Here is a 25,251-nt window from a genome sequence, read left to right on the forward strand (position 1 = left end):
TATTTGACGCCCTGCGATACTAAACTTACCACTTTTTCAGTGGCGTCCTTGCAGAAGTGGGAGTCTCAACTCAGACTGAGATAAATTCTTTTCCATACTTTTTTAATCTATATAAATCTGCAAAAAGTATGCTTTTTACTTACATGAAACTTTTTCTGTCATTCTATGTAATACAAAGCCATCCGAAAAATCATATTCCGAATGGCTTTGAAAATTTTACTTTAACAAGCTATCATATATACTTATCTGTCCCACTTATCACACAGCGCATTGATCTGATCCGCAAACTTCGCCATATCTTTATTTGCGATTTCTTTATTTTTATGAATTACTGCGATCAGGCGCTGACCTGCTGCCAGTAACCGGTCAAATACACTGTTTCCAGCTTTCTTGGTCTTACGTTTCTCTGCCAGTTTTCTGCTGCCCTGTACCACGCACAGATTCTGCTGCAGATCATAAATATCACCGCTATACGGTGCAACCGCGTCCACACCAACCACTTCTTTTAAATGTGCCGCAAAATTATCCGTTACCTGATCCTGTCCATGAACCACAAATACCCGTTTTGGTTTCTGCTTCATGCCCTGTACCCATGCGGTCAGATGATCCTTATCCGCATGACCACTGATGCCCGGCAGATTCAGGATTTCTGCATTGACATGCACTGTCTCACCGAAAAGTTTTACCTCTTTTGCACCGTTCAACAGCTGATAACCTAATGTACCCGGAACCTGATAACCAACAAATACGATGGTACACTCTTCCCGCCACAGATTATGTTTCAGATGATGGCGGATACGACCTGCCTCACACATTCCGGAAGCAGAAATAATTACTTTCGGCGTCTTGATAAAATTGATGCCTCTGGATTCATCACTGGAAACCGTGGTCTTTAATCCCGGAAAACCAATCGGGTTCACACCACTTTTGATCATTTCCAGATCATCTTTACGGAAACATTCCAGCACATTTTTATTGAAAATATTTGTTGCCTCAATAGCCAGCGGACTGTCCACATACACCTCAAAATTCTGGAAAGAGGACAACATCTGCTCCTGTTTGATTTTGCGCAGATAATACAGCATTTCCTGGGTACGTCCTACGGAAAATGCCGGAATAACCACATTTCCGCCTCTGGCAAATGTCACCGCCAGCACCCGGGCAAGTTCAGATGCATAATCAGGTGGCACGTCATGATTTCGATCTCCATAAGTGGACTCCATGATCAGATAATCCGCGGATTCCGGAATTTCCGGATCACGGATCAGCGCACGATTACCGTTTCCAATATCACCGGAGAAAATCAGTTTGCACTCATCCTCCCCTTCTTTTGCCCACATTTCAATAAAAGAAGATCCAAGCAAATGTCCCGCATCACGGAAGCATACGATCAATTCGTCACACACATGCACTTTTTTGTCATAATCACACGGTACAAAATAATTCAAAACGCCCTGTGCATCGTTTACACTGTACATCGGAACCACTTCCGGCTGTCCGGCTCTGCGGGCTTTCCGGTTTCTCCATTCCGCCTCAAACTCCTGAATGTGCGCACTGTCTTTTAACATAATGTTACAGAGCTGCGTGGTGGCATTTGTGGCAAAAATCTGTCCCCGGAAACCTCTTGCATACAAAAGCGGCAGTAATCCGGAATGATCAATGTGTGCGTGTGTCACAAACACATAATCAATCGCTGCTGCATTTACCGGAATATCCTGATTTTCGTAGATGTCTGCCCCCTGCTCCATACCACAGTCCACCAGAATATGTTTTTCTCCGATCTTCAGATAATGACAACTACCTGTTACCTCATGCGCTGCACCAATAAATTCTATCCTCATAGAAAAACCCCCTTCTACATTGTATTCCTTTTCCTCATATGCTCTTATGTAATAAGAATAAAATCATACAGTTCCATATTTATCAGATGTTACCTTCCAACTTATCTCTACAAATTTCATTCTTATTATATTCCTGTCCAGCGTTCCAAATTTATCAGTTGTTACACGAAAAACTATCTTTCCGCTTTTTATCTATTTTTTCTTATTCATCAAACAGACTATTTCTCATCTTCCTGCCCCTGCAGATAATAGATAAACTGCTGCGCAGTTCTTCCGGAAATTCCGCCATGGCTCAGCTCCCATTTATTTGCCTCTGCTTTCAGCTCATCCTCAGACATCTTGATGCCTGCTTTTGCTGCCAGATGGATCACAATGTCAAAGTACTCTTTCTGGCTCGGTTTGGAGTAATTGATCGTAACACCAAAACGATTAACCAGAGAAAGCTTCTCCTGCATTGTATCGGAACGATGCATTCCCTCATCCTGCTGCACATCGTTACGGTCGCTCCATGTCTCACGGATCAGGTGACGACGGTTGGATGTCGCATAGATCAGAATATTATCCGGTTTCGTCTCAACACCACCTTCAATGACTGCTTTCAGGAATTTATATTCAATCTCAAATTCCTCAAAAGAAAGATCATCCATATAAATAATGAACTTGTAGTTTCTGTTTTTTACGGCTGCAATAACATTTGACAGATCTTTGAACTGATGTTTATAAATCTCGATCATGCGCAGTCCCTGATCGTAAAACTCATTGACAATGGCTTTAATACTGGTTGATTTACCGGTTCCGCTGTCACCAAAGAGCAGCACATTGTTTGCTTTTTTGCCTTCCACGAAAGCACGGGTATTATCCACCAGTTTTTTCTTCTGGATCTCATAGCCAACCAGATCAGACAGCATAACTTTGTCCATATTGTTGATCGGTAAAAATACAAGTTTGCTATCGGTACGATCCTGAATACGGAACGCTTTGTTTAATCCAAACATGCCAACACCGTAATCACGGTAAAATTCAGTTACTGCGGTGAAAAATCCTTCCACATCTTTTGCCTGCTCCATGCGGCTGCTCAATGCCTGTACTTTTTCGCTGACATTTTTATTGTACATCAATTCTTTTTTCTCAATGGCATGATAATTGGAAATCTGTGTAAAGCAGTCAATACCAAGGGATTTCTCAATTTCAGAAAAATCATACTCAAACAGATTTTTGATGGCTGCAAAATCATTTCTCGCAAAATGGTTGACACTTCCATCGTTTGCACCGATTTTTTCACAGGTGATGCTGAACGGATTTTCATTTGTAATAAGGAAGTAAGCCAGATAATTGTGCCACAGATTTTTATCAAATCCGAAATCTGTTGCTACCGTCAGCAAACGTTTGATCTGGGTATACACCTTGCGGATCAGCACCGCGTTGCTCTGGGTGCCCTCCTCAAATTCCCGGAAAATCTCACCCATCTGGTATAAAATACAATCCTCGTCTATATCTCCATACATAATTAATTTTGCAATATCTCTGTACATCCTGAAACCTCCTGTACGTTTTCTTTTTATGGTTCCTCCAGGAAAATTGTCTTCTGTCCGTCCCCTGTCACACAATGGGATTTTCATCTCGCACTTTTCTTCTGTAGAACTGTTTATGCTTTTTTAATAGTTTATACCCTTTTTTCCACTTTGCCAATAGTTGTATTTTTCTTTCTAATAAGGTATCATAGAAAATATGAAAACGAATCTTTTTTTATTGTAAGAGCTGCAGGATTTGCATAAATTTCCAAAATATGCAAACGCCTTTTGTGCTGTTTTGCTCCATCCATATCTTGCAATAAGAATATTGGAACATTCATGAATTATAAATACAGGCACCGATCTTTGCCTGATGTAACAAAGGAGATTTTTTATATGCCAAATTCAAACTGGAACGACGTTGGTGATAAGATAAAAGATGCCGTTGACTCTGCCATCTCCACCGGAGATTTTACAAATTTGAGCCGATCCATCGGAGACGTGATCAACGACACCATAGACAACGTAAAAAGTTCCGTAAAAGTTTCTGTGAAAACTTCATACAGTTCTAATCCGTACTACAAAACGGTACACACCCGTCCGGCTCCGGATCAACCTCAGATGCCTGAACTGTATAACAAACGTCCGGGGGGACAGGCAGGTGCCATCATCAGCATGGCTCTGGGATATTCTATTGGAATTTTCACACTGGCAGGACTGATCACATTTACAGCACTCAGTGCTGCAGTTTCCCATATGTTTATTGTTCCGGTCATTATTTTTGGTGTACTCGCAGCGACAGGATTCACGTTGGGTATCAATGGCACCAAAAAAATTCGCCTGCTGAACCGCTACAGAAGCTATGTACGCCAGATTAATCACCATTTGAGTGTGCCGCTTCAGCAGCTCGCGGACCGCAATCATAAATCCATAGCATTTATCGCAAAAGATCTGCAAAAAATGATCAATCAGCATCTTTTTTATGAAGCCCATGTGGATACACAGGATAATTATTTTCTGCTTTCCGACCAGGCTTACGAAGAGTACCGCACCGCAAGACTGGAATATTATGAAAAGAAAAAAATCATGGAAAAAGAACAGGAAGAACACAAAGTATCTGCGGAATGTCAGAAACTGATCGACGAAGGACAGGCTTATGTCCGCCATATCCGTGAATGTAATGATGCCATTCCGGGAGAAGAAATTTCCCGCAAGCTGGATAAAATGGAGCAGCTGGTACAGCGTATTTTTGACGAAGTCCGAATTCATCCGGAAGTCGCTCCTGATCTGCAGAAAATGATGAATTATTATCTGCCAACCACCTCAAAACTGCTGAATGCTTATCGCGAACTGGACAAACAACCAATTGCAGGAGAAAATATCAGCAACACCAAAGCAGAAATTGAGCAGACGGTTGATACTCTGAATGTAGCATTTGAGAAACTGCTGGACAGCTTATTCGCAGACTGCGCTTGGGATATTTCTTCTGATATCTCCGTGCTGAACACGATGCTGGCACAGGAAGGCTTAAAAGAAGATGATTTCACACTTAACAATAAGTAATTTCGGGGATTGTTCTTACTTTTTGTAGTTCTATTATGAAACAGGTAAATATCTATATATTTTTATTGATTTTATGTTAAAATATAGTCAAATTACAAGCGCATATTGTTATGAAAATCAATAACAAGATTATTATTTAAGGAGATAAAATTACTATGGACAACGAATTCAAAGATTTTACAACCACACCAACACTGACTTTCGATGTGGCTCCGGAGACAAAAGAAGCACCGGCTGCAACTGCTGCTTCTGACCTTGCAGAACAGGTTTCTGATCCGGCTTTCAGCGAAAAAAATCTGACACCGGAAGAATTACAGATGGTCAATGACTTTTCTGAAAAAATTGATCTGCACAATTCGCAGGCAATCTTACAATATGGCGTTGGCACACAAAAGAAAATGGCTGATTTCTCTGAAGCAGCACTGAACAACGTTCGTACCAAAGATCTTGGCGAAGTAGGTGACATGCTTTCTTCTCTGGTGGTCGACCTGAAGAGTTTTGATATCACAGAGCAGGATAAGGGCTTCAAGGGATTATTCAAGAAATCCTCTAACAAGATTACTGCCATGAAAGCAAAATATGACAAAGCAGAGGTAAACGTAAACAATGTATGCACCGCTTTGGAAAATCATCAGGTAACTTTGATGAAAGATATTGCCCTGTTGGATAAAATGTATGCTGTCAACCTGACTTACTTCAAAGAACTTTCCATGTATATTCTTGCAGGAAAGAAAAAATTAGAAGAAGTCCGCACCGGTGAGCTTGCCGCTGCTGTTGCAAAAGCAGAGACCTCTAATCTGCCAGAAGATGCACAGGCTGCAAAAGATCTACAGTCCATGTGTGACCGTTTTGAAAAGAAAATCCATGATCTGGAGCTGACAAGAATGATTTCCATTCAGACTGCTCCGCAGATCCGCATGGTACAGAATAATGATACACTGATGGCAGAAAAAATCCAGTCCACCATTGTTAATACGATTCCGCTCTGGAAAAGCCAGATGGTACTTGCCCTTGGCATTGAGCACTCCGCACAGGCTGCCAAAGCACAGCGTGAAGTAACAGACATGACAAACGAGCTGCTTCGTAAGAATGCAGATATTCTCAAAACTGCTACGATTGATACAGCCAAAGAATCTGAACGCGGTATCGTGGATCTTGAGACATTGAAACATACCAATGAGTCTCTGATCAGTACATTTGATGAGGTATTGAAGATTCAGACCGAAGGTCGTGAGAAACGCCAGACTGCAGAAGCTGAGATGCAGCGTATGGAGAATGAACTCAAGAAGAAACTTCTCGAAATTCATGGTTAATTTTTATTGACTAAGTTCTCTCTTTTATTAAAAAATATTTTGTACTTTACTCCCCCTTTTTTCAGTGTATATATGCGCTGAAAAAGGGGGTTTTCGATAGCATGTTGACTCATTTACATTCATTATATCACAAAACTGCTATTTACTCTGATTAATAACGCCATTATTTTGTAAGTACATAAAAAACTCCAGACACTGCTGCTATTAGCAACACCAACTGGAGCTTTTAATATTATTTTATCAAAACTTTATCACTATGTTTTACCGCTACACTGGGAATACAATTTTAATTTCCGTTCCTTTTCCAAGTTCACTTTCAATTTTCAGTTCTGCCTTATGCATCACCGCAATGTGTTTTACGATTGCAAGTCCCAAGCCAGTTCCACCCGTCTGTTTTGACCGACTCTTATCCACACGATAAAAACGTTCAAAAATTCGTTCCTGATCTTCCTTAGATACACCAATTCCAGTATCTTTCACAGCTACAAATGGATGCTGATCTTCCTTTCCAATTGTGACATTGACCGAACCACCAGAATGATTATACCGAATCGCATTGTCACACAGATTGTATATCAATTCTTCCATCATACGACGGTTTGCCTGAATCACCTCTGTATCTCCTTTCACACGCACAACTACATGATGCTTGTTTGCCTGCATCTCAAGCATATCGCGGCAATTCAATGCCATTTCATACAGATCTACCGCTTCTGTATCCACACATTCTTCTACAGAATCCAACTGAGACAGACGCAGAATATCATTGATCAGTGTCAACAGACGCTGCGAACTTTTATGAATTTCTCCGGCAAAACGCACGGTATCTTCCCCCTGCGCAATCCCGGATTCAATCAATTCCGCATAACCGGAAATAGATGTCAGTGGCGTTTTTAATTCATGGGATACATTTGCCGTAAATTCCTGCCGCATTTTTGAATTTCGTTTCAGCTCCCGATGCTGCTGATTAATCGTCTCGATAAACGGCTGAATTTCCGGATAGGCCTGTATCTCACTTACTTTTTCCACATCTACTGCCAGCATTTCAATCGGCTCAATAAAGCGCTTCGTCATAATATGACCCAAAATCAGACACAGTACAAAAATCCCTGCAAAAATCGCGATACTTTCCGGGATCAGATACAAACTCATTTTTGCCACATATGGAATATCTCTGGATACTCGGATAATGCAGCCATTATCTAATTTTTCCGCATAATAAAAAGATAAAGTACCAATCGTATTCGAATGTCTCGTTGCTTTTCCTTCGCCATTTTTCAATGCCTGTTGAATCTCCGGTCGTTCCATATGATTTTTCATCTTGCTTGCATTGGCTTTGCTCTCATAAAGCACGTTTCCATCCGCATCAACCAACGTAATGCGCAGCCCGTCTGCATTAGCATCATAATTCTGCTCCAATGTTTCTACGATATAATCTGAACTTGCCAGTACATGTACATCCGTTTGAAGATCCTGAAAAATCTGTTTCTGCAACATCATAAAATATGCCCAAAATGTCAGTCCGATCGTCAGTAAGATGGCAAGTGCCGCAATACCAACTAAATTTTTATGAATTTTCTTTCTCATGCCTTCTGCCTCATCTATTTATCTAAAAAGCAGATCCAAGACATTCATATGGTTCTTGCTATACTCTGACATATACCAATTGCATCTGCTTTTCAAAAGTTTTTAGTTTCTAATATGATTCAGGCTATATCCTACATTTCGAACAGTCTGAATCAATTTTCCGGATGGTCCCAGTTTCTGACGTAATGTCTTGATATGCATATCAAGTGTACGGGATTCACCGGTAAAATCCATGCCCCAGATTTCTTCCATCAGACGATCTCTGGTCAATACGATACCTTCATTCATGATCAGATATTTCAGCAATTCATACTCTTTATAGGTCAAATCACATTTTCCCTGTGCAGTATGTACCTCGTGTTTGCTGTCATTCAGAGTAATATCTTCAAACTCGTAAACTTCTTTTTTCTGGATAGAAGCACTTCTTCTCAGTAATGCTTTTACTCTGGAAATCAGTTCCATAACACCAAACGGTTTTGTCAGATAATCATCCGCACCAAGATCCAGCCCTTTTACCTTGTCCAACTCTGTCGTTTTTGCCGTTACCATAATAACTGGGACAAGCACTGTACTGTGATTCAGACGCAGTTTTTTCAAAATCTGTAATCCATCCTCATCTGGTAACATAATATCCAGTAAAACCAGATCCGGAATCTGCTCATCCAAAGCCGCATAAAAATCTTTGGTACATTCAAATCCACGTACTTCATAACCGGAATTCTTCAATGCAAAGCTCTCGATTTCCTGAATATTCTTATCATCTTCCACAATATAAATCATCATATCTTCCCACCTCATCTACTTCAACTAACTGACACCACATGTCTATTACATTTTACTTGTTGTTCCTCTTATCTCTGCTATTTAAGCTTTTTCTGTTTGCTAATCCTAACTAGCTTATTTTATTTATCATTATAAAGACACCCCGTAAAATGAAATCATATTCTAAGTAAATTTTATGTAAAAAATTTTACATACATTATACCACATAAAGGCGCAGCGGCATAGACGCAGTGGCGATCCCAAATTTAAGGTCAGTTACAAAGTGTGGATAAAGAAAAAGTGGTATTTTACCTCAGCGTGCGATTGTTCGCCGCGGAGGTAAAATACCACTTTTTCGTCCTAAATATTAAATTCTAAGCCACAAGGCAAATTTTATTTAGCTGCAAGAGCTTTTTTGATCTCCTCAGTAAGAAGTGGAACGATCTTGTTCAGATCTCCAACGATACCGTAATCAGCTACATCGAAGATAGGAGCATCTTCGTCTTTGTTGATTGCGATGATGAGATCAGACTCTTCCATACCAGCTACGTGCTGGATTGCTCCGGAAATACCGATTGCAAAGTAAACCTGCGGACGAACTGTTTTACCAGTCTGACCAACCTGCAGATCCTGTGGTTTCCAACCAGCATCTACTACTGCACGAGAGCAGGATACGGTACCACCAACAACCTCAGCCAGCTCTTCGAGCATTTTGAAGTTCTCCGGTGTTCCAACTCCACGGCCACCAGATACAAGGATCTTAGCGTCCTGGATATCAACAACGTCAGATACATTTTTAACGATGTCAAGAATCTCAACATATTTGTTGTCCGGTGTGAATCCTGGGTTGTACTCAACAACTTCCGGATTAGCATCAGCGATCGGCTCGATCTTCTGCATAACACCTGGACGAACAGTTGCCATCTGCGGACGGTTGTCCGGGCAAGCGATTGTAGCGATTGTGTTTCCACCGAAAGCAGGACGTGTCATCAGTAACTGATTTGGTTTCTGCTCTCTACCCGGCATTGGGTTCAGTGGGAAGTTACCGATCTCAAGGGATGTACAGTCTGCTGTCAGACCTGTCTGAACACGTGCAGATACACGAGGTCCAAGGTCACGACCGATAGCTGTTGCACCAACTAACATGATCTCCGGTTTGAACTCATTGATTACAGATGCAAGCGCATGTGTATATGGCTCTGTTCTGTATACCTCAAGCTCTTTGTCATCTACAACGATAACTTTGTCTGCACCATAAGCGCCAAGCTGAGCTGCAAGGTCTTTTACGTTATGTCCAATTAATACTGCTACTACTTTCTCATTTAAATCATTTGCAAGATCTTTTGCTTTTCCGAGTAACTCGAAAGCAATCGGGCTAATTTCATTATCTACCTGCTGAGCGAATACATATACGTCTTTGTACTGCTCAATTAAGGATTGTTCCATTGCTGCCATTGTTATTTCTCCTTTCTCTTACAGTCCGCATACATGTTTCTCTGTCATCTTACCAAGCAGATAAGAAACAGCTTCTTCTGTATCCAGTGTGATTTTCTCTCCAGCACCTTTTCTTACTTTGTCGGATGCTTTTGCGATCTTTGTCGGAGAACCTGCAAGACCCATGTTTCCGTCTTCCAGAGTCTTCAGATCTGCTCTACCCATTGTAGCGATCTCTGCTTCGCATGCATCGAAGATTCCGCCCGGAGTCATGTATCGCGGGTCGTTCAGCTCTGCTAAGCATGTGATCAGGCAAGGCATCTGAGCTTTTACTACATGATATCTGTCGTCATACTGACGCTGAACTTTTACAGCATCTCCTTCGATCTCGATCTTTCGAGCATAAGAGATAACCGGGATATCAAGGTGCTCAGAAATCTGAGGACCAACCTGAGCTGTATCACCATCGATAGCCTGACGGCCTGTGATGATCAGATCGTAATCGCCCATCTCACGAATTGCTGCTGCAATTGTAGAAGATGTAGCCCATGTATCAGCACCGCCGAGGCATCTGTCAGTTACAAGAACTGCATTGTCAGCGCCCATAGCTAATGCTTCGCGTAATGTATCGCCAGCTTTCGGAAGTCCCATTGTTAAAACAGTAACTTCTGCGCCGTACTGATCTTTTAATCTTAAAGCAGCCTCAAGACCTGCTTTATCATCTGGGTTCATGATTGTGAGCATTGCTGCTCTGTCAAGAGTTCCGTCCGGATTGAACTTAACTCCACCTGCTGTATCAGGTACCTGTTTAATACAAACAATAATCTTCACGATTGTTTTCCTCCTTACTTAAGTAATGCACCAGAAATAACCATACGCTGAACTTCGCTAGTTCCTTCGTAGATCTCTGTGATCTTAGCATCACGCATCATACGCTCAACATCGTACTCTCTGATGTAACCATAACCACCATGTAACTGTACGCATTTTGTTGTAACTTCCATTGCAACTTCTGCAGCGTAAAGTTTTGCCATAGCAGCTTCTACAGAATAAGAAACTTTAGCACCAGCCTGGTACTCGTCTTTCTTTAATGCAGCTCTGTATACCATTAACTGAGCAGCTTTTACTTTTGTAGCCATATCTGCTAACTGGAACTGTGTGTTCTGGAACTGAGCGATGCTTCTGCCGAACTGTTTTCTCTCTTTTACGTATGCGATTGTTGTCTCTAATGCACCCTCTGCAAGACCAAGTGCCTGTGCAGCGATACCGATACGTCCGCCATCCAGTGTATGCATAGCGATGTTGAAACCTTTACCCTGTTTTCCAAGAAGGTTCTCTTTCGGGATACGGCAATCTGTGAAGATTAACTCATATGTGGATGAACCACGGATACCCATTTTTTTCTCTTTTACACCAAAAGTAAATCCTGGAGTTCCTTTTTCAACGATGAAAGCAGAGATCTCTTTCATTGTTCTGCCACGTTTTTCAACTTTGCCTGTTACAGCAATTACGATATATACGTCAGCTTCTTTACCGTTTGTGATGAAGCATTTAGATCCGTTAAGAACCCACTCATCTCCGTCTAAAACAGCCTTTGTCTGCTGTCCCTGAGCGTCTGTACCTGCCATCGGCTCTGTTAAACCGAAAGCACCGAGTTTTTTACCGGAAGCAAGGTCCGGAACATATTTAGCTTTCTGCTCTGGTGTACCAAATGTAAGAATCGGGTCTACACACAGAGATGTATGTGCAGATACGATAACACCTGTAGTACCGCAAACTTTTGATAACTCCTCTACGCACATAGCGTATGTAAGGATGTCACAACCCTGTCCACCGAGTTCCTTCGGTACCGGGATTCCAAGGAAGCCATATTTAGCCATTTTGTCAACGGTAGCTCTTGGGAATTTTTCAGTTTCGTCAACTTCCTGAGCAAGTGGTTTTACTTCGTTCTCAGCGAATTCTTTGAAAAGGCTTCTTGCCATTTCATGTTTCTTACTTAATCCGAAATCCATTTTTTACTTTTCCTCCATTTTTAGTGAAGCACAGTCAAAACTCCAAAAGGCACCAAAGACATGTGTAGCAAAATGCACATGTCTGGCACCACTCTCCGATGTAATAATCGGAAATTGTTATTCCGACCGTTAACTTCTTATATATCTTATAAGGATTATACCCCTTATAATTCGAGAGTATTTATTCTATTCTTACTTGCTGTAATCGTAGAAACCTACGCCTGTCTTGCAGCCAAGTTTACCTGCACGTACCATTTTTCTAAGCAATGGAGCCGGACGATATTTAGGATCGCCTGTCTCAGAATAGATTACTTCCATGATAGCAAGGCAGATATCAAGACCAATGTAATCACCTAACTGTAAAGGTCCCATTGGGTGGTTAGCACCTAATTTCATTGCTGCATCGATATCTTCTACGCTTGCAACACCTGCTTCTAATACGCAGATACCTTCGTTGATCATCGGAACAAGGATTCTGTTTACTACGAAACCAGCTGCCTCGTTAACCTGTACCGGTGTTTTGCCGATCTCTTTGGAAATCTCAACGATTTTGTCTCTTAACTCATCCGGAGTATTTGCTCCCTGAATTACCTCGATCAGTTTCATTACAGGTGCCGGATTGAAGAAGTGCATTCCGATTACCGGTCTGTCAAGACCTGCACCGATCTCTGTAATAGATAATGAAGATGTGTTTGTTGCAAAAATACACTCAGCCGGAACGATCTCCTGAAGCTCTTTGAATGTCTGTTTTTTGATTGCCATATCTTCTAATGCTGCTTCAACTACTAAATCAGCATCTGTACAAATGTCTTTTGTACCTGTGGTAATTTTAGCAAGGATTGCATCAGCTTTGTCCTGATCCATTTTGCCTTTTGCGATTCTTTTCTCGAATCCTTTTGCGATTTTGTTCTTGCCGTTTGCAGCAAATTCATCATTGATATCGCATAAATATACTTCATAGCCTTCTGTCTGTGCAAAAGCCTGTGCGATACCAGATCCCATTGTTCCTGCTCCAATAATACCAACTTTCATGATATGTCCTCCTTATAATGAAATTATATACTAATATGAAACATTCCGACTGCCATACCCAAACAATCCTGTCCATAGATTAGTCATCACATATCTAAATTATTATATTTTTTGCTTCCATAGCAAATGTGTTAAATAACTAACGATGTCAGCTATTAAAATATCTCCGACATTTTCGCATGTCGCAATCATGCCGGAGATTCGTCCGGATTTTAAATATCCTTCTAATTTAATTTTTGAAAATTAAGCTTCTTTTTTAACGATTGTAGCACAACCCATTCCACCGCCGATACACAGTGTAGCAAGTCCGTATGTAACGTCTCTCTTCTGCATAGCGTGAAGCAGTGTAACAAGGATACGGCATCCTGAAGCTCCTACCGGATGTCCAAGTGCGATAGCACCACCGTTTACGTTTAAGATGTCAGAGCTGAAGCCTAACTCTTTCTGTACTGCTACAGACTGAGCTGCAAATGCCTCATTTGCCTCGATCAAATCCATGTCATCAATTGTAAGACCAGCGATCTTTAATGCTTTCTTTGTAGCCGGAACAGGTCCGATACCCATGATCTCCGGAGCGCATCCGCCAAGAGCACCTGCTACGAATGTAGCCATCGGTTTAACACCAAGCTCTTTTGCTTTCTCTTCGCTCATTACAACGATTGCTGCAGCACCATCGTTGATACCGGAAGCGTTACCTGCTGTAACAAGTCCGCCCTCTTTACCGGAGCAGCATTTTAATTTTGCAAGAGTCTCTTTTGTTGTGCCAGGACGTGGTCCCTCATCTTTTGTGATCATAACAGTCTCTTTTTTAACTTTAACCGGAACCGGAACGATCTCATCGTCGAATGCTCCAGACTCCTGAGCTGCTACTGCTTTCTGCTGGGAAACTGCTGCGAACTCATCAAGTTCTTCACGTGTTAATCCCCACTGATCACAAATGTTCTCAGCTGTGATCATCATATGGTAGTTATTGAATGCATCCCATAATGCATCGTTAACCATTGTATCAATCATAGTTGCATTGTTCATTCTGTAACCGAAACGTGCTTTCTTTAATGCATATGGAGCCATAGACATGTTCTCCATACCACCAGCTACAACGATATCAGCCTGACCAGCCATAATCATGTTTGCAGCCTCGTTTACACATTTCAGACCGGATCCGCATACTACGTTCAGTGTGAAAGCCGGAACCTCATTCGGGATACCTGCTTTGATAGATGCCTGACGAGCAACGTTCTGTCCCTGGGAAGCCTGGATAACGCATCCCATCATAACCTCGTCAACCTGCTCCGGAGCAACACCTGCTCTTTTTAATGCCTCTCTGATAACGATGGATCCTAACTCAACAGCCGGAGTATTTCCAAACTGTCCGCCCATTTTACCAATTGCAGTACGGCAAGCGCCTGCTAATACAACTTTCTTTGCCATTTTTTCTTCTCTCCTTCTTGACTTTTAAAATATACCTCTAGTAATTATGTTAAAAGAACAACGCTAGACATGCTATATTTTAGCACTATCATTTGTTTTTTGCAACGCTTCCTCCGTCATTTTTCCTAAATTTTCGAAGGAATTTTCGTTTACTTTTGTCATTTTTTTAACACAGTCGAAAGGGTGAAAAGTCATCGTAAGTCTGTTATTTTTTTAACAGAATTCTCCAAAAAAATAAGGATTCGCACACCTGAACCGGGTTTAGATATCCTTTTTTTCTTTTTCGATGGTTCCTCGCTCTTTTTGCTAAGGCTTTGAAAAATCTTACAAGTTAACTTTAACACACGTACGCGTACAATGCAATACCCACAATCAGGTAATTAAATTTCTTCCCAGTCCCTACATTACCACAAAGTTAGTGAAAAATCCACCCTTTTTGTGAAACTTTGATATTTTTTTAACAAATCTTGTTTTGGGTGGTTTAAAATTTACTGCTTAAGTTTTTTATAAAGAACTCCTGCCATTTTTTCTCAAGGAGCGATTGCTAGCGACTGAGACAAAATGGCAGGAGTTCCTATTCATACCTAACGTGGTAATTTTTAAGCCACCCTAAATTTAATTTTTAAAGATTTTTCACGGTCGCGATGTCGATCATCGTCATCTGATCATTTGCTGTCTCAAGACTGAGTGCCAGCGCATTTGCCGTATCCATAGATGTCAGGCAGTGAACACCTGTCTCAATGGCATTTCGACGAATGAGGAATCCGTCTCTGGATTTATCACGTCCCTGTGTCGGTGTATCGATAACAAGATCGATCTTGTGACCAAGGATCAGATCCATAACGTTTGGTGATTCCTGAGAAATCTTATTAACACGACGTGCATTTACACCATGATCCTGCAGATATTTTGCAGTACTTCTTGTAGCATAAATAGTGTAACCAAGTGCTTCGAAACGTTTTGCAACACCGACTGCCTCCGATTTGTCCGCATCCTTGACTGTCATGATCATCTGTTTGTACTTCGGAAGCTGAATGCCAGCGCCGATAAATGCTTTGTACAATGCTTCGTTGAAGTTCTTTGCGATACCAAGGCACTCACCGGTGGATTTCATTTCCGGTCCAAGGCTGATCTCAGCTCCACGCAGTTTCTCGAAGGAGAATACTGGCATCTTGATGGCAATGTAATCTGCCTCCGGTGCCAGTCCCGGCTCATAACCCATGCCTTTGATGGTCTCACCAAGGATTACTTTTGTTGCCAGATCTACGATCGGGATACCTGTTACTTTACTGATATATGGTACGGTTCTGGAAGAACGCGGGTTCACTTCGATGACATATACTTCCTCGTTCATGGCGATGAACTGAATGTTGATCAGTCCTACGACATGAAGTGCTCTTGCCAGACGTTTTGTATACTCTACGATGGTCTCTTTTACATGATCGCTGATGGTCGGTGCCGGATATACGGAAATACTGTCTCCTGAATGTACACCAGTACGCTCGATATGCTCCATGATACCCGGGATCAGGATATCTGTGCCGTCGCATACCGCATCAACCTCAATCTCTTTACCCATCAGGTATTTATCGATCAGAATCGGGTGATCCTGTGCGATCTGGTTGATGGTATCGATAAATTCTACGATCTCATCATCATTGAATGCAATGTGCATGCCCTGTCCGCCAAGTACATAGGACGGACGAACCAGTACCGGATAACCGATGCGATTTGCTGCTGCTTTTGCTTCCTGAGCGGTGTATACGGTATCACCTGCTGCTCTCGGAATACCTGTCTGCTCCAGAATCTCATCAAAGAGCTCACGGTCCTCAGCTGCATCAACGTCTTCTGCTTTTGTACCAAGGATCGGCACGCCCATCTTCATCAGGCTCTCTGTCAGTTTGATGGCTGTCTGTCCACCGAACTGTACAACTGCTCCATCCGGTTTTTCGATGTTTACGACGTTCTCTACATCTTCCGGTGTCAGCGGCTCGAAATACAGTTTGTCAGCAATATCAAAGTCAGTGGAAACTGTCTCTGGGTTGTTGTTGATAATGATTGTCTCATATCCGGCTTTTGCGAAGGACCATGTACAATGTACGGAGCAGAAGTCGAACTCGATACCCTGTCCGATACGGATCGGACCGGAACCAAGTACCAGAACTTTTTTCTTCTTTGCTGTTCCGTCTGCTTCATTTTCACCATCAAAGCAGGAATAGTAATATGGTGTTGTTGCCTCAAACTCTGCGGCACAGGTATCAACCATCTTGAAGGAAGCTGTGATGCCGTTTTCGTAACGCATGTTTTTGATGTATTCTTCATCTTTTCCGGTTAACTGAGCGATGACTTTATCCGGGAACTCGATACGTTTTGCTTCGCGGAGCAGATCAACAGTCAGTGCCTCGCTGCGCAGACGACCTTCCATCTCAACCAAAATTGCGATTTTATCAATAAACCATTTGTCGATCTTTGTGATGTCATGGATCGTATCATAAGAAACTCCACGACGGCATGCCTCAGCGATGACCCAGATTCTTCTGTCATCTACCACTTTCAGACGCTCGATCAGTTTATCATAGGAAAGTGATACATACTCATCTGTAACAAGGCTGTCTACATGCTGCTCCAGGGAACGGATGGCTTTCATCAGCGCGCCCTCGAAGTTTGTGCAGATACTCATAACCTCACCAGTTGCTTTCATCTGTGTGGTCAGAGTACGTTTTGCAGTGATAAATTTATCAAACGGCAGACGCGGGATTTTTACAACACAGTAATCCAGCATCGGCTCGAAACTTGCGTAAGTTTTTCCTGTAATGGCATTTTTGATCTCATCCAGTGTGTAACCAAGTGCGATCTTTGCAGCAACTTTTGCGATCGGATATCCGGTTGCTTTGGAAGCCAGTGCAGAAGAACGGCTTACTCGCGGGTTTACCTCGATAACGCAGTACTCAAAGGAATCCGGATTTAACGCATACTGTACGTTACAACCACCAGTGATATTCAGCTCGCTGATGATATTTAACGCAGATGTACGCAGCATCTGGTACTCTTTGTCGCCCAGTGTCTGGGACGGTGCTACTACGATGGAGTCACCGGTATGAACACCAACCGGGTCGATATTCTCCATATTACATACTGTGATGCAGTTTCCGTTAGCATCACGCATTACTTCGTACTCAATCTCTTTCCATCCGGCGATGCAGCGTTCAACCAGAACTTCTCCGACACGGCTCAGACGCAGACCGTTGGTCAGGATCTCAACCAGCTCTTCTTCGTTGTGGGCGATACCGCCGCCGCTTCCGCCTAAGGTAAAGGCCGGACGCAGTACAACCGGGTAACCGATGGTATTTGTAAATTTGATACCATCTTCCACTGTATTTACAACCAGGGAAGCCGCACACGGCTCACCGATTTTTTCCATAGTATCTTTGAAAGCCTGACGATCCTCCGCACGGAAAATTGTCTCAGCTGTGGTACCGATCAGTTTTACACCGTTTTCCTCTAAAAATCCGGATTCTGCCAGCTCCATACCAAGGTTCAAACCTGCCTGTCCACCCAGAGTCGGAAGTACGCTGTCCGGTTTTTCTTTTAAAATAATCTGTTTTAACACATCGACAGTCAGCGGCTCAATGTATACCTGATCTGCGATCTGTTTATCTGTCATGATGGTTGCCGGGTTGGAGTTTACCAGACAAACTTCAATGCCTTCCTCTTTCAGGGAACGGCATGCCTGTGTACCCGCATAATCAAACTCAGCTGCCTGTCCGATAATAATCGGACCGGAACCGATTACTAATACTTTTTTGATATCTGATCTCTTTGGCATTATTTCTGTCCTCCCATCATTTCAATAAACTTGTCAAACAGGTATCCGGAATCCTGTGGTCCAGGGCATGCTTCCGGATGGAACTGTACGGTAAAAATATTCTTTCCTGTATACTTGAGTCCCTCGTTGGTTCCGTCGTTTACATTTGTAAATGCAGGAACTGCAACTGCCGGGTCAAGACTTTCTGCATCAACCGCGTATCCATGGTTCTGGGATGAAATGTATACACGACCTGTTTCCAGATCTTTTACCGGATGATTGCCGCCTCTGTGTCCATATTTCAATTTGTAGGTATCTGCGCCGGTAGCTAATGCCATCAACTGATGTCCTAAGCAGATCGCAAAAATCGGTACTTCAGAATCGTAAAGTTTTTTCACTTCTTTGATGATATCTGTGCAGGCTTTCGGGTCTCCAGGGCCGTTAGAAAGCATGATTCCGTCCGGGTTGGAAGCAAGGATTTCCTCGGCTGTTGTGTGTGCCGGGTAGATCGTAACTTCGCAGCCACGTTTGTGCAGGGACTGTGCAATGTTGTTCTTTGCACCGAAGTCCAGCAGTGCTACTTTATAGCCGTCTGCTTTCAGCACTTCTTTCTCACTGCAGGTCACCTTGTCTACCACGTTTCCTGTATTGTATACATGAAGCTGAGGCAGAATTTCATCAAGTTTGTAATTTTCATCAGTGGTGATCATGCCGTTCATGGTTCCTTTTTCACGCAGGATCTTTGTCAGTGCTCGCGTATCAATTCCTGCGATTCCAGGGATGTCATGCTCTTTCAGGAAATCCTGAATGGTTCCCTGGCAGCGGAAGTTGCTCGGAATTCTGGATAACTCTCTTACGATGTATCCGTCCGGCCATGGCTGTTTGGACTCCATGTCCGGTGTAATTCCATAATTTCCAATCAGCGGATAAGTCATTACGACTGCCTGTCCCGCATAGGATGGGTCTGTCAAAACCTCCAGATAACCAGTCATGGAAGTATTGAAGACGATCTCACTGATCACGCTCTTTGTCGAACCAATGCTTGTTCCGGTAAATACTGTACCGTCTTCCAGAATCAGAAATGCTTTCATTTATTCGCCCGTCCTTTCTCTTTTTTACAATATACACTTTTAATATACAACATTTTAACATGTATTTCCTGGCTTGTTGCAAAAAAAAAGAGGGAATTTTCTCTTTTCTTGTATGTTTATACATCATTCATGCATAATATTCATTTTTCTGCCATATATACAAATTGTAGGTATTCTATCACAGTTTTTCCTGCATTTCAATACTAACTTTTCAGATACATTCATAATACTTTCTAATCATATTAATCAGACATGATTATTTCATACTGACTTCCACACTATAACTTTACTCTTATTCAAAAGTATCCAAATGGAAATCTTCTACTAAATCTCTTTCTTATCATACGCTTTAAAACAGTATGCATTTTCTTTTATAATCAACAACGGCAAGACCCGACTTTATTGCCAGGTCTTGCCGTCACTTAATTACTCAATTATTGTTTTTCCACCCATGTATGGCTGTAATGCTTTCGGAATATTTACAGTTCCGTCTGCATTTAAGTTGTTCTCTAAGAATGCGATCAACATTCTTGGCGGAGCAACTACGGTATTATTTAATGTATGAGCCAGATATTTCTTGCCATCTTTTCCTTTGACACGGATCTTCAGACGTCTTGCCTGAGCGTCACCAAGGTTAGAGCAGCTTCCTACCTCAAAATATTTCTTCTGACGTGGAGACCATGCCTCTACATCAACGGATTTTACTTTCAGGTCAGCAAGGTCACCGGAACAGCACTCTAAGGTACGAACCGGGATATCAAGGCTGCGGAACAGGTCTACGGTGTTCTGCCATAATTTCTCATACCACATCATAGAATCTTCCGGTTTGCAGACAACGATCATTTCCTGTTTTTCAAACTGGTGGATACGGTATACACCTCTCTCCTCGATACCATGAGCACCTTTCTCTTTACGGAAGCACGGAGAATAGCTGGTCAGAGTCTTCGGCAGCTGATCCTCATCGATCATAGTATCGATAAAGCTTCCGATCATGGAATGCTCGGAAGTACCGATCAGATACAGGTCTTCGCCTTCGATCTTGTACATCATGGCATCCATCTCGTCAAAACTCATAACGCCGGTAACAACGTTGCTTCTGATCATGTATGGCGGGATGCAGTATGTGAAACCGCGGTCGATCATAAAGTCACGGGCATAAGCCAGAACTGCGGAGTGCAGACGGGCAATGTCACCTTTCAGATAATAAAAACCGTTTCCGGCTACTTTTCTTGCACTGTCAAGGTCGATACCATCAAATTTTTCCATGATTTCTGTATGATATGGGATCTCGAAATCCGGAACAACCGGCTCACCAAAACGCTCAACTTCTACGTTCTCGCTATCATCTTTTCCAATCGGGACAGACGGATCAATGATGTTCGGAATGGTCATCATGATCTTTTTGATCTTCTCCTGAAGCTCGCCTTCCTGTGCCTCAAGCTCTGTCAGACGCTCTGCATCTTTGGCAACCTGCTCTTTTAATGCCATAGCTTCTTCTTTTTTGCCCTGCCCCATCAGTGCACCAATCTGTTTGGAGACACGGTTTCTGTTGGCACGCAGATCGTCAGCTTCCTGCTGAACGGCTCTGGATGATGCATCTAATTCGATTACTTCGTCAACCAGACCAAGTTTGTGATCCTGAAATTTATTTTTGATATTCTGTTTTACAATATCCGGGTTTTCTCTTAAAAACTTAATGTCAATCATAGCTTCCTCCTGAGGAAATTTTATTCTTTCAAAAGTATACACTGATTCACAGCAATATTCAAGCCTTGTTCATCGTGTTCTTGACGAAAATTTGGGGGTATAAAGCGAAATCGAAGCATCCTTTCAGAATCGCTAGACGCTCACTACCTTCATTTCACTTCGGTTTCATCGCGCTCACTCTCAACTCCGATAAAAGCTGGTCGTTTCCCGTTCGCGCAAAACCTTGTGAAAATCAGTCGTTCACTCAATCACTGATTCTGAAAGGATGCTTCGATTTCGCTATTTATACATTTTAAACGCAGAATAAGCATTCCCCCGTTTCAAGTGCGTAGAGCATAAACGGTGGGTAAGAGGAATGCTTATGTCCGCTTTACTCTGCATGTGCAACACAATGTTTTTTATACAGTAACTGCACATGCGGCACGCAGCGCCGTCGTGTAAATGGAACAAAAATGATACAAAAACTCCAATGCAAGGCGGTAGATTGATTTTCGTTATCGAAGCGAGCATAGCCCGACCGCGTGAGCGTGTTTGAGGCTGCTGTCTCTGCAGCCGAGTTCGCGGAAGCGGTCGGAGATAAGCGGCGCAGCGCAGATAGAAAATCATTCGTGCCTGCATTGGAGTTTTGTATCATTTTGTTCTTTATCACACAAGCAAGATTTATTCGCGGCGCAAAGCATCGATTGGTTTCAGATTTGCTGCCTTATAAGATGGCAATAATCCGAAAATAATTCCAATTCCCATGGAGAATGCTACCGCAATGATCGCCGCCGGCACACTGATCACTACCGGCATCTCACTGACTTTTGAAATGACCTCCGCCAATATGATACCCGCAACCACACCGATAATACCGCCAAGACTGGTCAGTACGGCTGCCTCCGTCAGAAACTGTCCAAGAATATGACCTTTCTTTGCTCCGATTGCTTTTTTCAGACCGATTTCCTGCGTACGCTCTGTCACGGATACCAGCATGATATTCATAACACCAATACCACCAACTAACAGAGAAATTCCTGCGATCCAGATCAGCATCCGGTTTGTGGACTGGCTCAGTTCCTGAATATCCTGTGCCTGTTTCAACAGATCCTGTCCTTTGTACTGAATAGTAGTGTCAGGAACTGCGAGGTTTGCATTCAGAATATCAGCTACTGCCTGACCTGCTGATGACATGGAATCTGTATTCGTTGCCCGCAAAACGACGCTCTGCGGTTCATCATACTGAAATACGATCGGCCAGGTTGTAGACGGAATAAACACTCTGCCGCTGCTGTCCTGCATATAAGTATAGTAATCATCCATAGAGTTAATCACCGGTTCAAAGCCATCTTTTTTGTCTGCAATTCCGATAACGATGTACGGCTCCCCGGATATTTCGATGGTTTTTCCAATAGCATCTTCTCCCTGAAACAGAGAGGAGGCACAATCCTGATCCAAAATTGCTACTTTTCTGTATTTTGCATAGTCGTTGCCGTCAAATCCACGACCTTCTTTTACCGCATAACTGCAGGTATCCAGATAGTTCTGGTCGATTCCCATGACATAACCGCCGGAAAGAGAGGTATTTCCATAGCATACGGTATCGTAACCCTGACGGCTGGTATAACGGGAAGCGTCCTCCACGCCATCTGCTGCCAGAATCTGCTGCATTGTATCATCACTGATCACAGGAACGCCGTCCGGGATTCCATTGTAATCCATCTCATACGTCCATTCATCCTGATAAAGCTGAACGGTAACTGTGTTATTTCCGGCTCCCACCAAATTCTGCTTGATCTGCTCATTTGTTCCCTGAATTGTGGAAACAATCGCAATAATCGCACCAATACCGATAATAATACCAAGCATCGTCAGAAAGGAACGCATTTTATGTGACCAAATGCCCTGAAAGGACAGTCTAATATTTTCTAACATTTCACGCACCTCCCCTTAATACTCTGCCCCATCTGAATCCACTACGCGAATACCTTCTTTTGCAGTCTTTCCATATGGAAATGCAATGCGGTCATCCTCTGTCAGTCCGGATTTAATTTCAATGGTATCACCGTAAATGATTTTTCCTGTTTTTACATACTGTTTTACCAAACGGTCATTTTCATCGGCCTTTAATACATAAGACTTTCCATTTTCAGAACGCACATAGCCTTTGAAAATATAAATTGACGCACCATCTTCCTCATCGGATACCGTCATGTTAAGATCCACATACTCTCCATTTCGAAGTCCTGTGGAATCCTCAATATACGCAACAAATGGATAGTAAGACACGTTATTGTTGCCGCCCCCGTAAGAAGATACATCTGTAGACGGATAATTTTTGATTTCTGTAATTTCTGCCTCACAGCTTGTTCCGCTCTCCCAGGAAGAAACGCTGACGGTCTGCCCCGGTTTTACTTTATCCAGCAGAAGTTCACTGATTCCACCGGTCACGTACAGTCCTTCAGAACCTGCGATTTCCATAAACGGTGTTCCATCGGTTGGAAGATTATCTTTATCCTGTAGATTTTTTACAGTTCCGGTTACATTTGCATAGATAATGCCATCGCTGCTCTGTGCTTTCAGTTTTTCTACGTCCAGCTCTGCTTTTCGCTTATCCAGATCCAGATCTTTAATCTTCTTTTCCTGTTCTGAAATCATACCATTCAGTTCACTCTGGGTATAACCACCCTGATCAATGGCATCCGCTCCGGTATCATCCACAGTATCTGTGTCTGACACATCCGTATCCTCCGTCAGCTGTGTACGATCTGCCACAGACCAGCGGGTATCTGCATCCGGCACCACGATCTGAGAACCATCCACTTCCCATTCTGACAAAAGTTCTCCGGATACACTGTTATTTTCATGGATTTCAAATACCACATGAAGTCCGGCTTCCGATAACTGACTGAAAAAACTGCCTGTCACATAAGCATCTTCCGTACACAGATAACGATATGGATTCTCTGCACTTCCGTCTGCTTCATTCTGATTGTAAGGCACCGCTGTCCACAAAATATAATTGTAGGCATCCCCGCTCATTTCCGGAACATCCGGTGTCGAAGGCTTCGGTGTCACAGGTTCTGACGGTTCCACATACGGTTTTGTATTTTTCAACTTCTTTAATTCATTCTGTGCAAGTGTGATCTGATTTTTCAGATTTTCCACTTCCAGCTCTTTGCCCTGCAGATTCAGGGTTGCAACTGTCGTATCCAGTGCCAACAGTTTGTCACCTTTCTGAACCTGCTGCCCTTCTTCTACATAAACTTCTTTGATCCCATCATCTTTTGAGACCTCAACGGTCTGGGAATAATCATTTGTCACCAGACCAGAACTGTTGACTTCATCTCCCCAGTAACTATTGTTCAGATCTGCTACCGACTGCACTTCTGCCGTCATTTTAGAACGCTGTACATAAATGCCTCCGCCGATTCCTCCGGCTGCCACAGCGGCAACAATGGCGATCACAAGAACACGTTTCATGACCTTTTTATTTTTCATTCTGCCGCCTCCTCTATCTCACCATCAATAATACGGATCACACGTTTTGCATAAGACGCAATCTTGGCATCATGCGTGATCATAACAATTGTTACACCTTCTTCATTCAACCGGTCAAACAGTTCCATGATCTGCTTTCCGGATTTAGAATCCAACGCACCCGTCGGTTCATCTGCCAGCAGAATCTTCGGATTATTTACCATTGCACGGGCAATTGCCACACGCTGTTTTTGTCCACCGGAAAGCTGTGTCGGTTTGAAATCCACACGATCTGCCAGTCCCACACGCTCCAGTGCCGCTGCTGCACGTTTTTCCCGGTCTGCTTTTTTCACACCTGCATAGATCAATGGAAGTGCCACATTTTCAAGTGCACTCTCCCGGGGCAGCAGATGAAAACTCTGAAATACGAATCCGATACTGTTCAGTCTCACATCTGCCAGCTCCCTGTCTTTGCAAGCCAGCACATCCTGTCCGGAGAGTTCATAACTTCCGCTGGTTGGCAGATCCAGACACCCGATAATATTCATCAATGTGGTTTTTCCGGAACCGGATGGTCCCATGATTGCCACATATTCGCCTTCTTCCACGGAAAGGCTGACGTCTTTTAATACCGGAACTACCAGCTTCTCCTGCTGATAATCCTTATAAATATGACTGAGATTTAAAAGCATAGATCCACCCC

The 25,251-nt window shown here is 42.8% G+C and carries 17 protein-coding genes; 2 read left to right on the forward strand and 15 right to left on the reverse strand.

The window, feature by feature from the left end; genetic code table 11:
* Positions 1-242: 242 nt before the first annotated feature.
* Together LG34_RS06335 and LG34_RS06340 are read right to left on the reverse strand one after the other, a co-directional pair.
* Complete coding sequence (locus tag LG34_RS06335; protein ID WP_109215341.1) at positions 243-1,841, reverse strand: MBL fold metallo-hydrolase RNA specificity domain-containing protein; 1,599 nt, start codon at positions 1,839-1,841, stop codon at positions 243-245.
* 218 nt (positions 1,842-2,059) lie between these two features.
* Positions 2,060-3,373, reverse strand: a complete 1,314-nt coding sequence (locus tag LG34_RS06340) for an ATP-binding protein (RefSeq protein ID WP_109215342.1) — start codon at positions 3,371-3,373, stop codon at positions 2,060-2,062.
* Between the two features lie 375 nt (positions 3,374-3,748).
* On the opposite strand from LG34_RS06340, the gene LG34_RS06345 reads away from it, so the two are divergent.
* A complete protein-coding gene (locus LG34_RS06345) occupies positions 3,749-4,915 on the forward strand; it encodes a 5-bromo-4-chloroindolyl phosphate hydrolysis family protein (RefSeq protein ID WP_181369309.1) in 1,167 nt (388 codons plus the stop codon).
* A 155-nt stretch (positions 4,916-5,070) separates the two neighbouring features.
* Positions 5,071-6,228 (forward strand): toxic anion resistance protein, encoded by a 1,158-nt coding sequence (locus LG34_RS06350; RefSeq protein WP_109215344.1) that lies wholly within the window; start codon positions 5,071-5,073, stop codon positions 6,226-6,228.
* Positions 6,229-6,495: 267 nt separating this feature from the next.
* On the opposite strand, the gene LG34_RS06355 is transcribed toward LG34_RS06350, so the two are convergent.
* The 13 genes from LG34_RS06355 to LG34_RS06415 all read right to left on the reverse strand — a co-directional run bounded on the left by LG34_RS06355 (position 6,496) and on the right by LG34_RS06415 (position 25,240).
* Positions 6,496-7,815: a sensor histidine kinase gene (locus LG34_RS06355; protein WP_109215345.1), complete on the reverse strand. Its 1,320-nt coding sequence runs from the start codon at positions 7,813-7,815 to the stop codon at positions 6,496-6,498.
* A gap of 102 nt (positions 7,816-7,917) precedes the next feature.
* Entirely contained in the window at positions 7,918-8,595 is a 678-nt protein-coding gene (locus tag LG34_RS06360; RefSeq protein WP_347486691.1) for a response regulator transcription factor, read from the reverse strand.
* 375 nt (positions 8,596-8,970) lie between these two features.
* The gene (locus LG34_RS06365) at positions 8,971-10,023 is read right to left on the reverse strand and encodes an electron transfer flavoprotein subunit alpha/FixB family protein (RefSeq protein ID WP_109215361.1); all 1,053 of its coding nucleotides are present in this window, start codon (positions 10,021-10,023) and stop codon (positions 8,971-8,973) included.
* A gap of 27 nt (positions 10,024-10,050) precedes the next feature.
* The gene (locus LG34_RS06370; RefSeq protein WP_109215347.1) at positions 10,051-10,842 is read right to left on the reverse strand and encodes an electron transfer flavoprotein subunit beta/FixA family protein; all 792 of its coding nucleotides are present in this window, start codon (positions 10,840-10,842) and stop codon (positions 10,051-10,053) included.
* A 14-nt stretch (positions 10,843-10,856) separates the two neighbouring features.
* Positions 10,857-12,023 carry an acyl-CoA dehydrogenase gene (locus tag LG34_RS06375; protein ID WP_109215348.1) on the reverse strand — a complete coding sequence of 389 codons (1,167 nt, stop codon included), beginning with the start codon at positions 12,021-12,023 and terminating at the stop codon, positions 10,857-10,859.
* A 192-nt stretch (positions 12,024-12,215) separates the two neighbouring features.
* The gene (locus tag LG34_RS06380; protein ID WP_109215349.1) at positions 12,216-13,055 is read right to left on the reverse strand and encodes a 3-hydroxyacyl-CoA dehydrogenase family protein; all 840 of its coding nucleotides are present in this window, start codon (positions 13,053-13,055) and stop codon (positions 12,216-12,218) included.
* A 243-nt stretch (positions 13,056-13,298) separates the two neighbouring features.
* Positions 13,299-14,486 carry an acetyl-CoA C-acetyltransferase gene (locus LG34_RS06385; RefSeq protein ID WP_109215350.1) on the reverse strand — a complete coding sequence of 396 codons (1,188 nt, stop codon included), beginning with the start codon at positions 14,484-14,486 and terminating at the stop codon, positions 13,299-13,301.
* Between the two features lie 622 nt (positions 14,487-15,108).
* A complete protein-coding gene (carB, locus tag LG34_RS06390) occupies positions 15,109-18,312 on the reverse strand; it encodes a carbamoyl-phosphate synthase large subunit (RefSeq protein ID WP_109215351.1) in 3,204 nt (1,067 codons plus the stop codon).
* A complete protein-coding gene (locus LG34_RS06395; RefSeq protein WP_109215352.1) occupies positions 18,312-19,382 on the reverse strand; it encodes a carbamoyl phosphate synthase small subunit in 1,071 nt (356 codons plus the stop codon). The genes carB and LG34_RS06395 overlap by 1 nt, the downstream gene beginning before the upstream one ends.
* A 426-nt stretch (positions 19,383-19,808) precedes the next feature.
* On the reverse strand, positions 19,809-21,089 hold the full coding sequence (gene serS / locus LG34_RS06400; protein WP_109215353.1) for a serine--tRNA ligase: 1,281 nt from the start codon (positions 21,087-21,089) through the stop codon (positions 19,809-19,811).
* Between the two features lie 660 nt (positions 21,090-21,749).
* Positions 21,750-23,003 carry an ABC transporter permease gene (locus LG34_RS06405; protein WP_109215354.1) on the reverse strand — a complete coding sequence of 418 codons (1,254 nt, stop codon included), beginning with the start codon at positions 23,001-23,003 and terminating at the stop codon, positions 21,750-21,752.
* Positions 23,004-23,018: 15 nt separating this feature from the next.
* A complete protein-coding gene (locus LG34_RS06410; RefSeq protein ID WP_109215355.1) occupies positions 23,019-24,569 on the reverse strand; it encodes a biotin/lipoyl-binding protein in 1,551 nt (516 codons plus the stop codon).
* The gene (locus LG34_RS06415) at positions 24,566-25,240 is read right to left on the reverse strand and encodes an ABC transporter ATP-binding protein (RefSeq protein WP_109215356.1); all 675 of its coding nucleotides are present in this window, start codon (positions 25,238-25,240) and stop codon (positions 24,566-24,568) included. Before LG34_RS06415 ends, LG34_RS06410 begins: the two co-directional genes overlap by 4 nt.
* Positions 25,241-25,251 lie beyond the last annotated feature (11 nt).

It is taken from the genome of Eubacterium ramulus, assembly GCF_003122485.1.
GTDB classification, from domain to species: Bacteria; Bacillota; Clostridia; order Lachnospirales; family Lachnospiraceae; genus Eubacterium_I; species Eubacterium_I ramulus_A.

Excerpts from the sequence above, each read along its gene's own strand:
- LG34_RS06365 (WP_109215361.1), bottom strand. The coding sequence starts at position 10,023 with ATGGAACAATCCTTAATTGAGCAGTACAAAGACGTATATGTATTCGCT.
- LG34_RS06395 (WP_109215352.1), bottom strand. The coding sequence starts at position 19,382 with ATGAAAGCATTTCTGATTCTGGAAGACGGTACAGTATTTACCGGAACA.
- carB (WP_109215351.1), bottom strand. The coding sequence starts at position 18,312 with ATGCCAAAGAGATCAGATATCAAAAAAGTATTAGTAATCGGTTCCGGT.
- LG34_RS06405 (WP_109215354.1), bottom strand. The coding sequence starts at position 23,003 with ATGTTAGAAAATATTAGACTGTCCTTTCAGGGCATTTGGTCACATAAA.
- LG34_RS06345 (WP_181369309.1), top strand. The coding sequence starts at position 3,749 with ATGCCAAATTCAAACTGGAACGACGTTGGTGATAAGATAAAAGATGCC.
- LG34_RS06355 (WP_109215345.1), bottom strand. The coding sequence starts at position 7,815 with ATGAGAAAGAAAATTCATAAAAATTTAGTTGGTATTGCGGCACTTGCC.
- LG34_RS06360 (WP_347486691.1), bottom strand. The coding sequence starts at position 8,595 with ATGATTTATATTGTGGAAGATGATAAGAATATTCAGGAAATCGAGAGC.
- LG34_RS06385 (WP_109215350.1), bottom strand. The coding sequence starts at position 14,486 with ATGGCAAAGAAAGTTGTATTAGCAGGCGCTTGCCGTACTGCAATTGGT.
- LG34_RS06350 (WP_109215344.1), top strand. The coding sequence starts at position 5,071 with ATGGACAACGAATTCAAAGATTTTACAACCACACCAACACTGACTTTC.
- LG34_RS06380 (WP_109215349.1), bottom strand. The coding sequence starts at position 13,055 with ATGAAAGTTGGTATTATTGGAGCAGGAACAATGGGATCTGGTATCGCA.
- LG34_RS06335 (WP_109215341.1), bottom strand. The coding sequence starts at position 1,841 with ATGAGGATAGAATTTATTGGTGCAGCGCATGAGGTAACAGGTAGTTGT.
- LG34_RS06340 (WP_109215342.1), bottom strand. The coding sequence starts at position 3,373 with ATGTACAGAGATATTGCAAAATTAATTATGTATGGAGATATAGACGAG.
- serS (WP_109215353.1), bottom strand. The coding sequence starts at position 21,089 with ATGATTGACATTAAGTTTTTAAGAGAAAACCCGGATATTGTAAAACAG.
- LG34_RS06410 (WP_109215355.1), bottom strand. The coding sequence starts at position 24,569 with ATGAAAAATAAAAAGGTCATGAAACGTGTTCTTGTGATCGCCATTGTT.
- LG34_RS06375 (WP_109215348.1), bottom strand. The coding sequence starts at position 12,023 with ATGGATTTCGGATTAAGTAAGAAACATGAAATGGCAAGAAGCCTTTTC.
- LG34_RS06415 (WP_109215356.1), bottom strand. The coding sequence starts at position 25,240 with ATGCTTTTAAATCTCAGTCATATTTATAAGGATTATCAGCAGGAGAAG.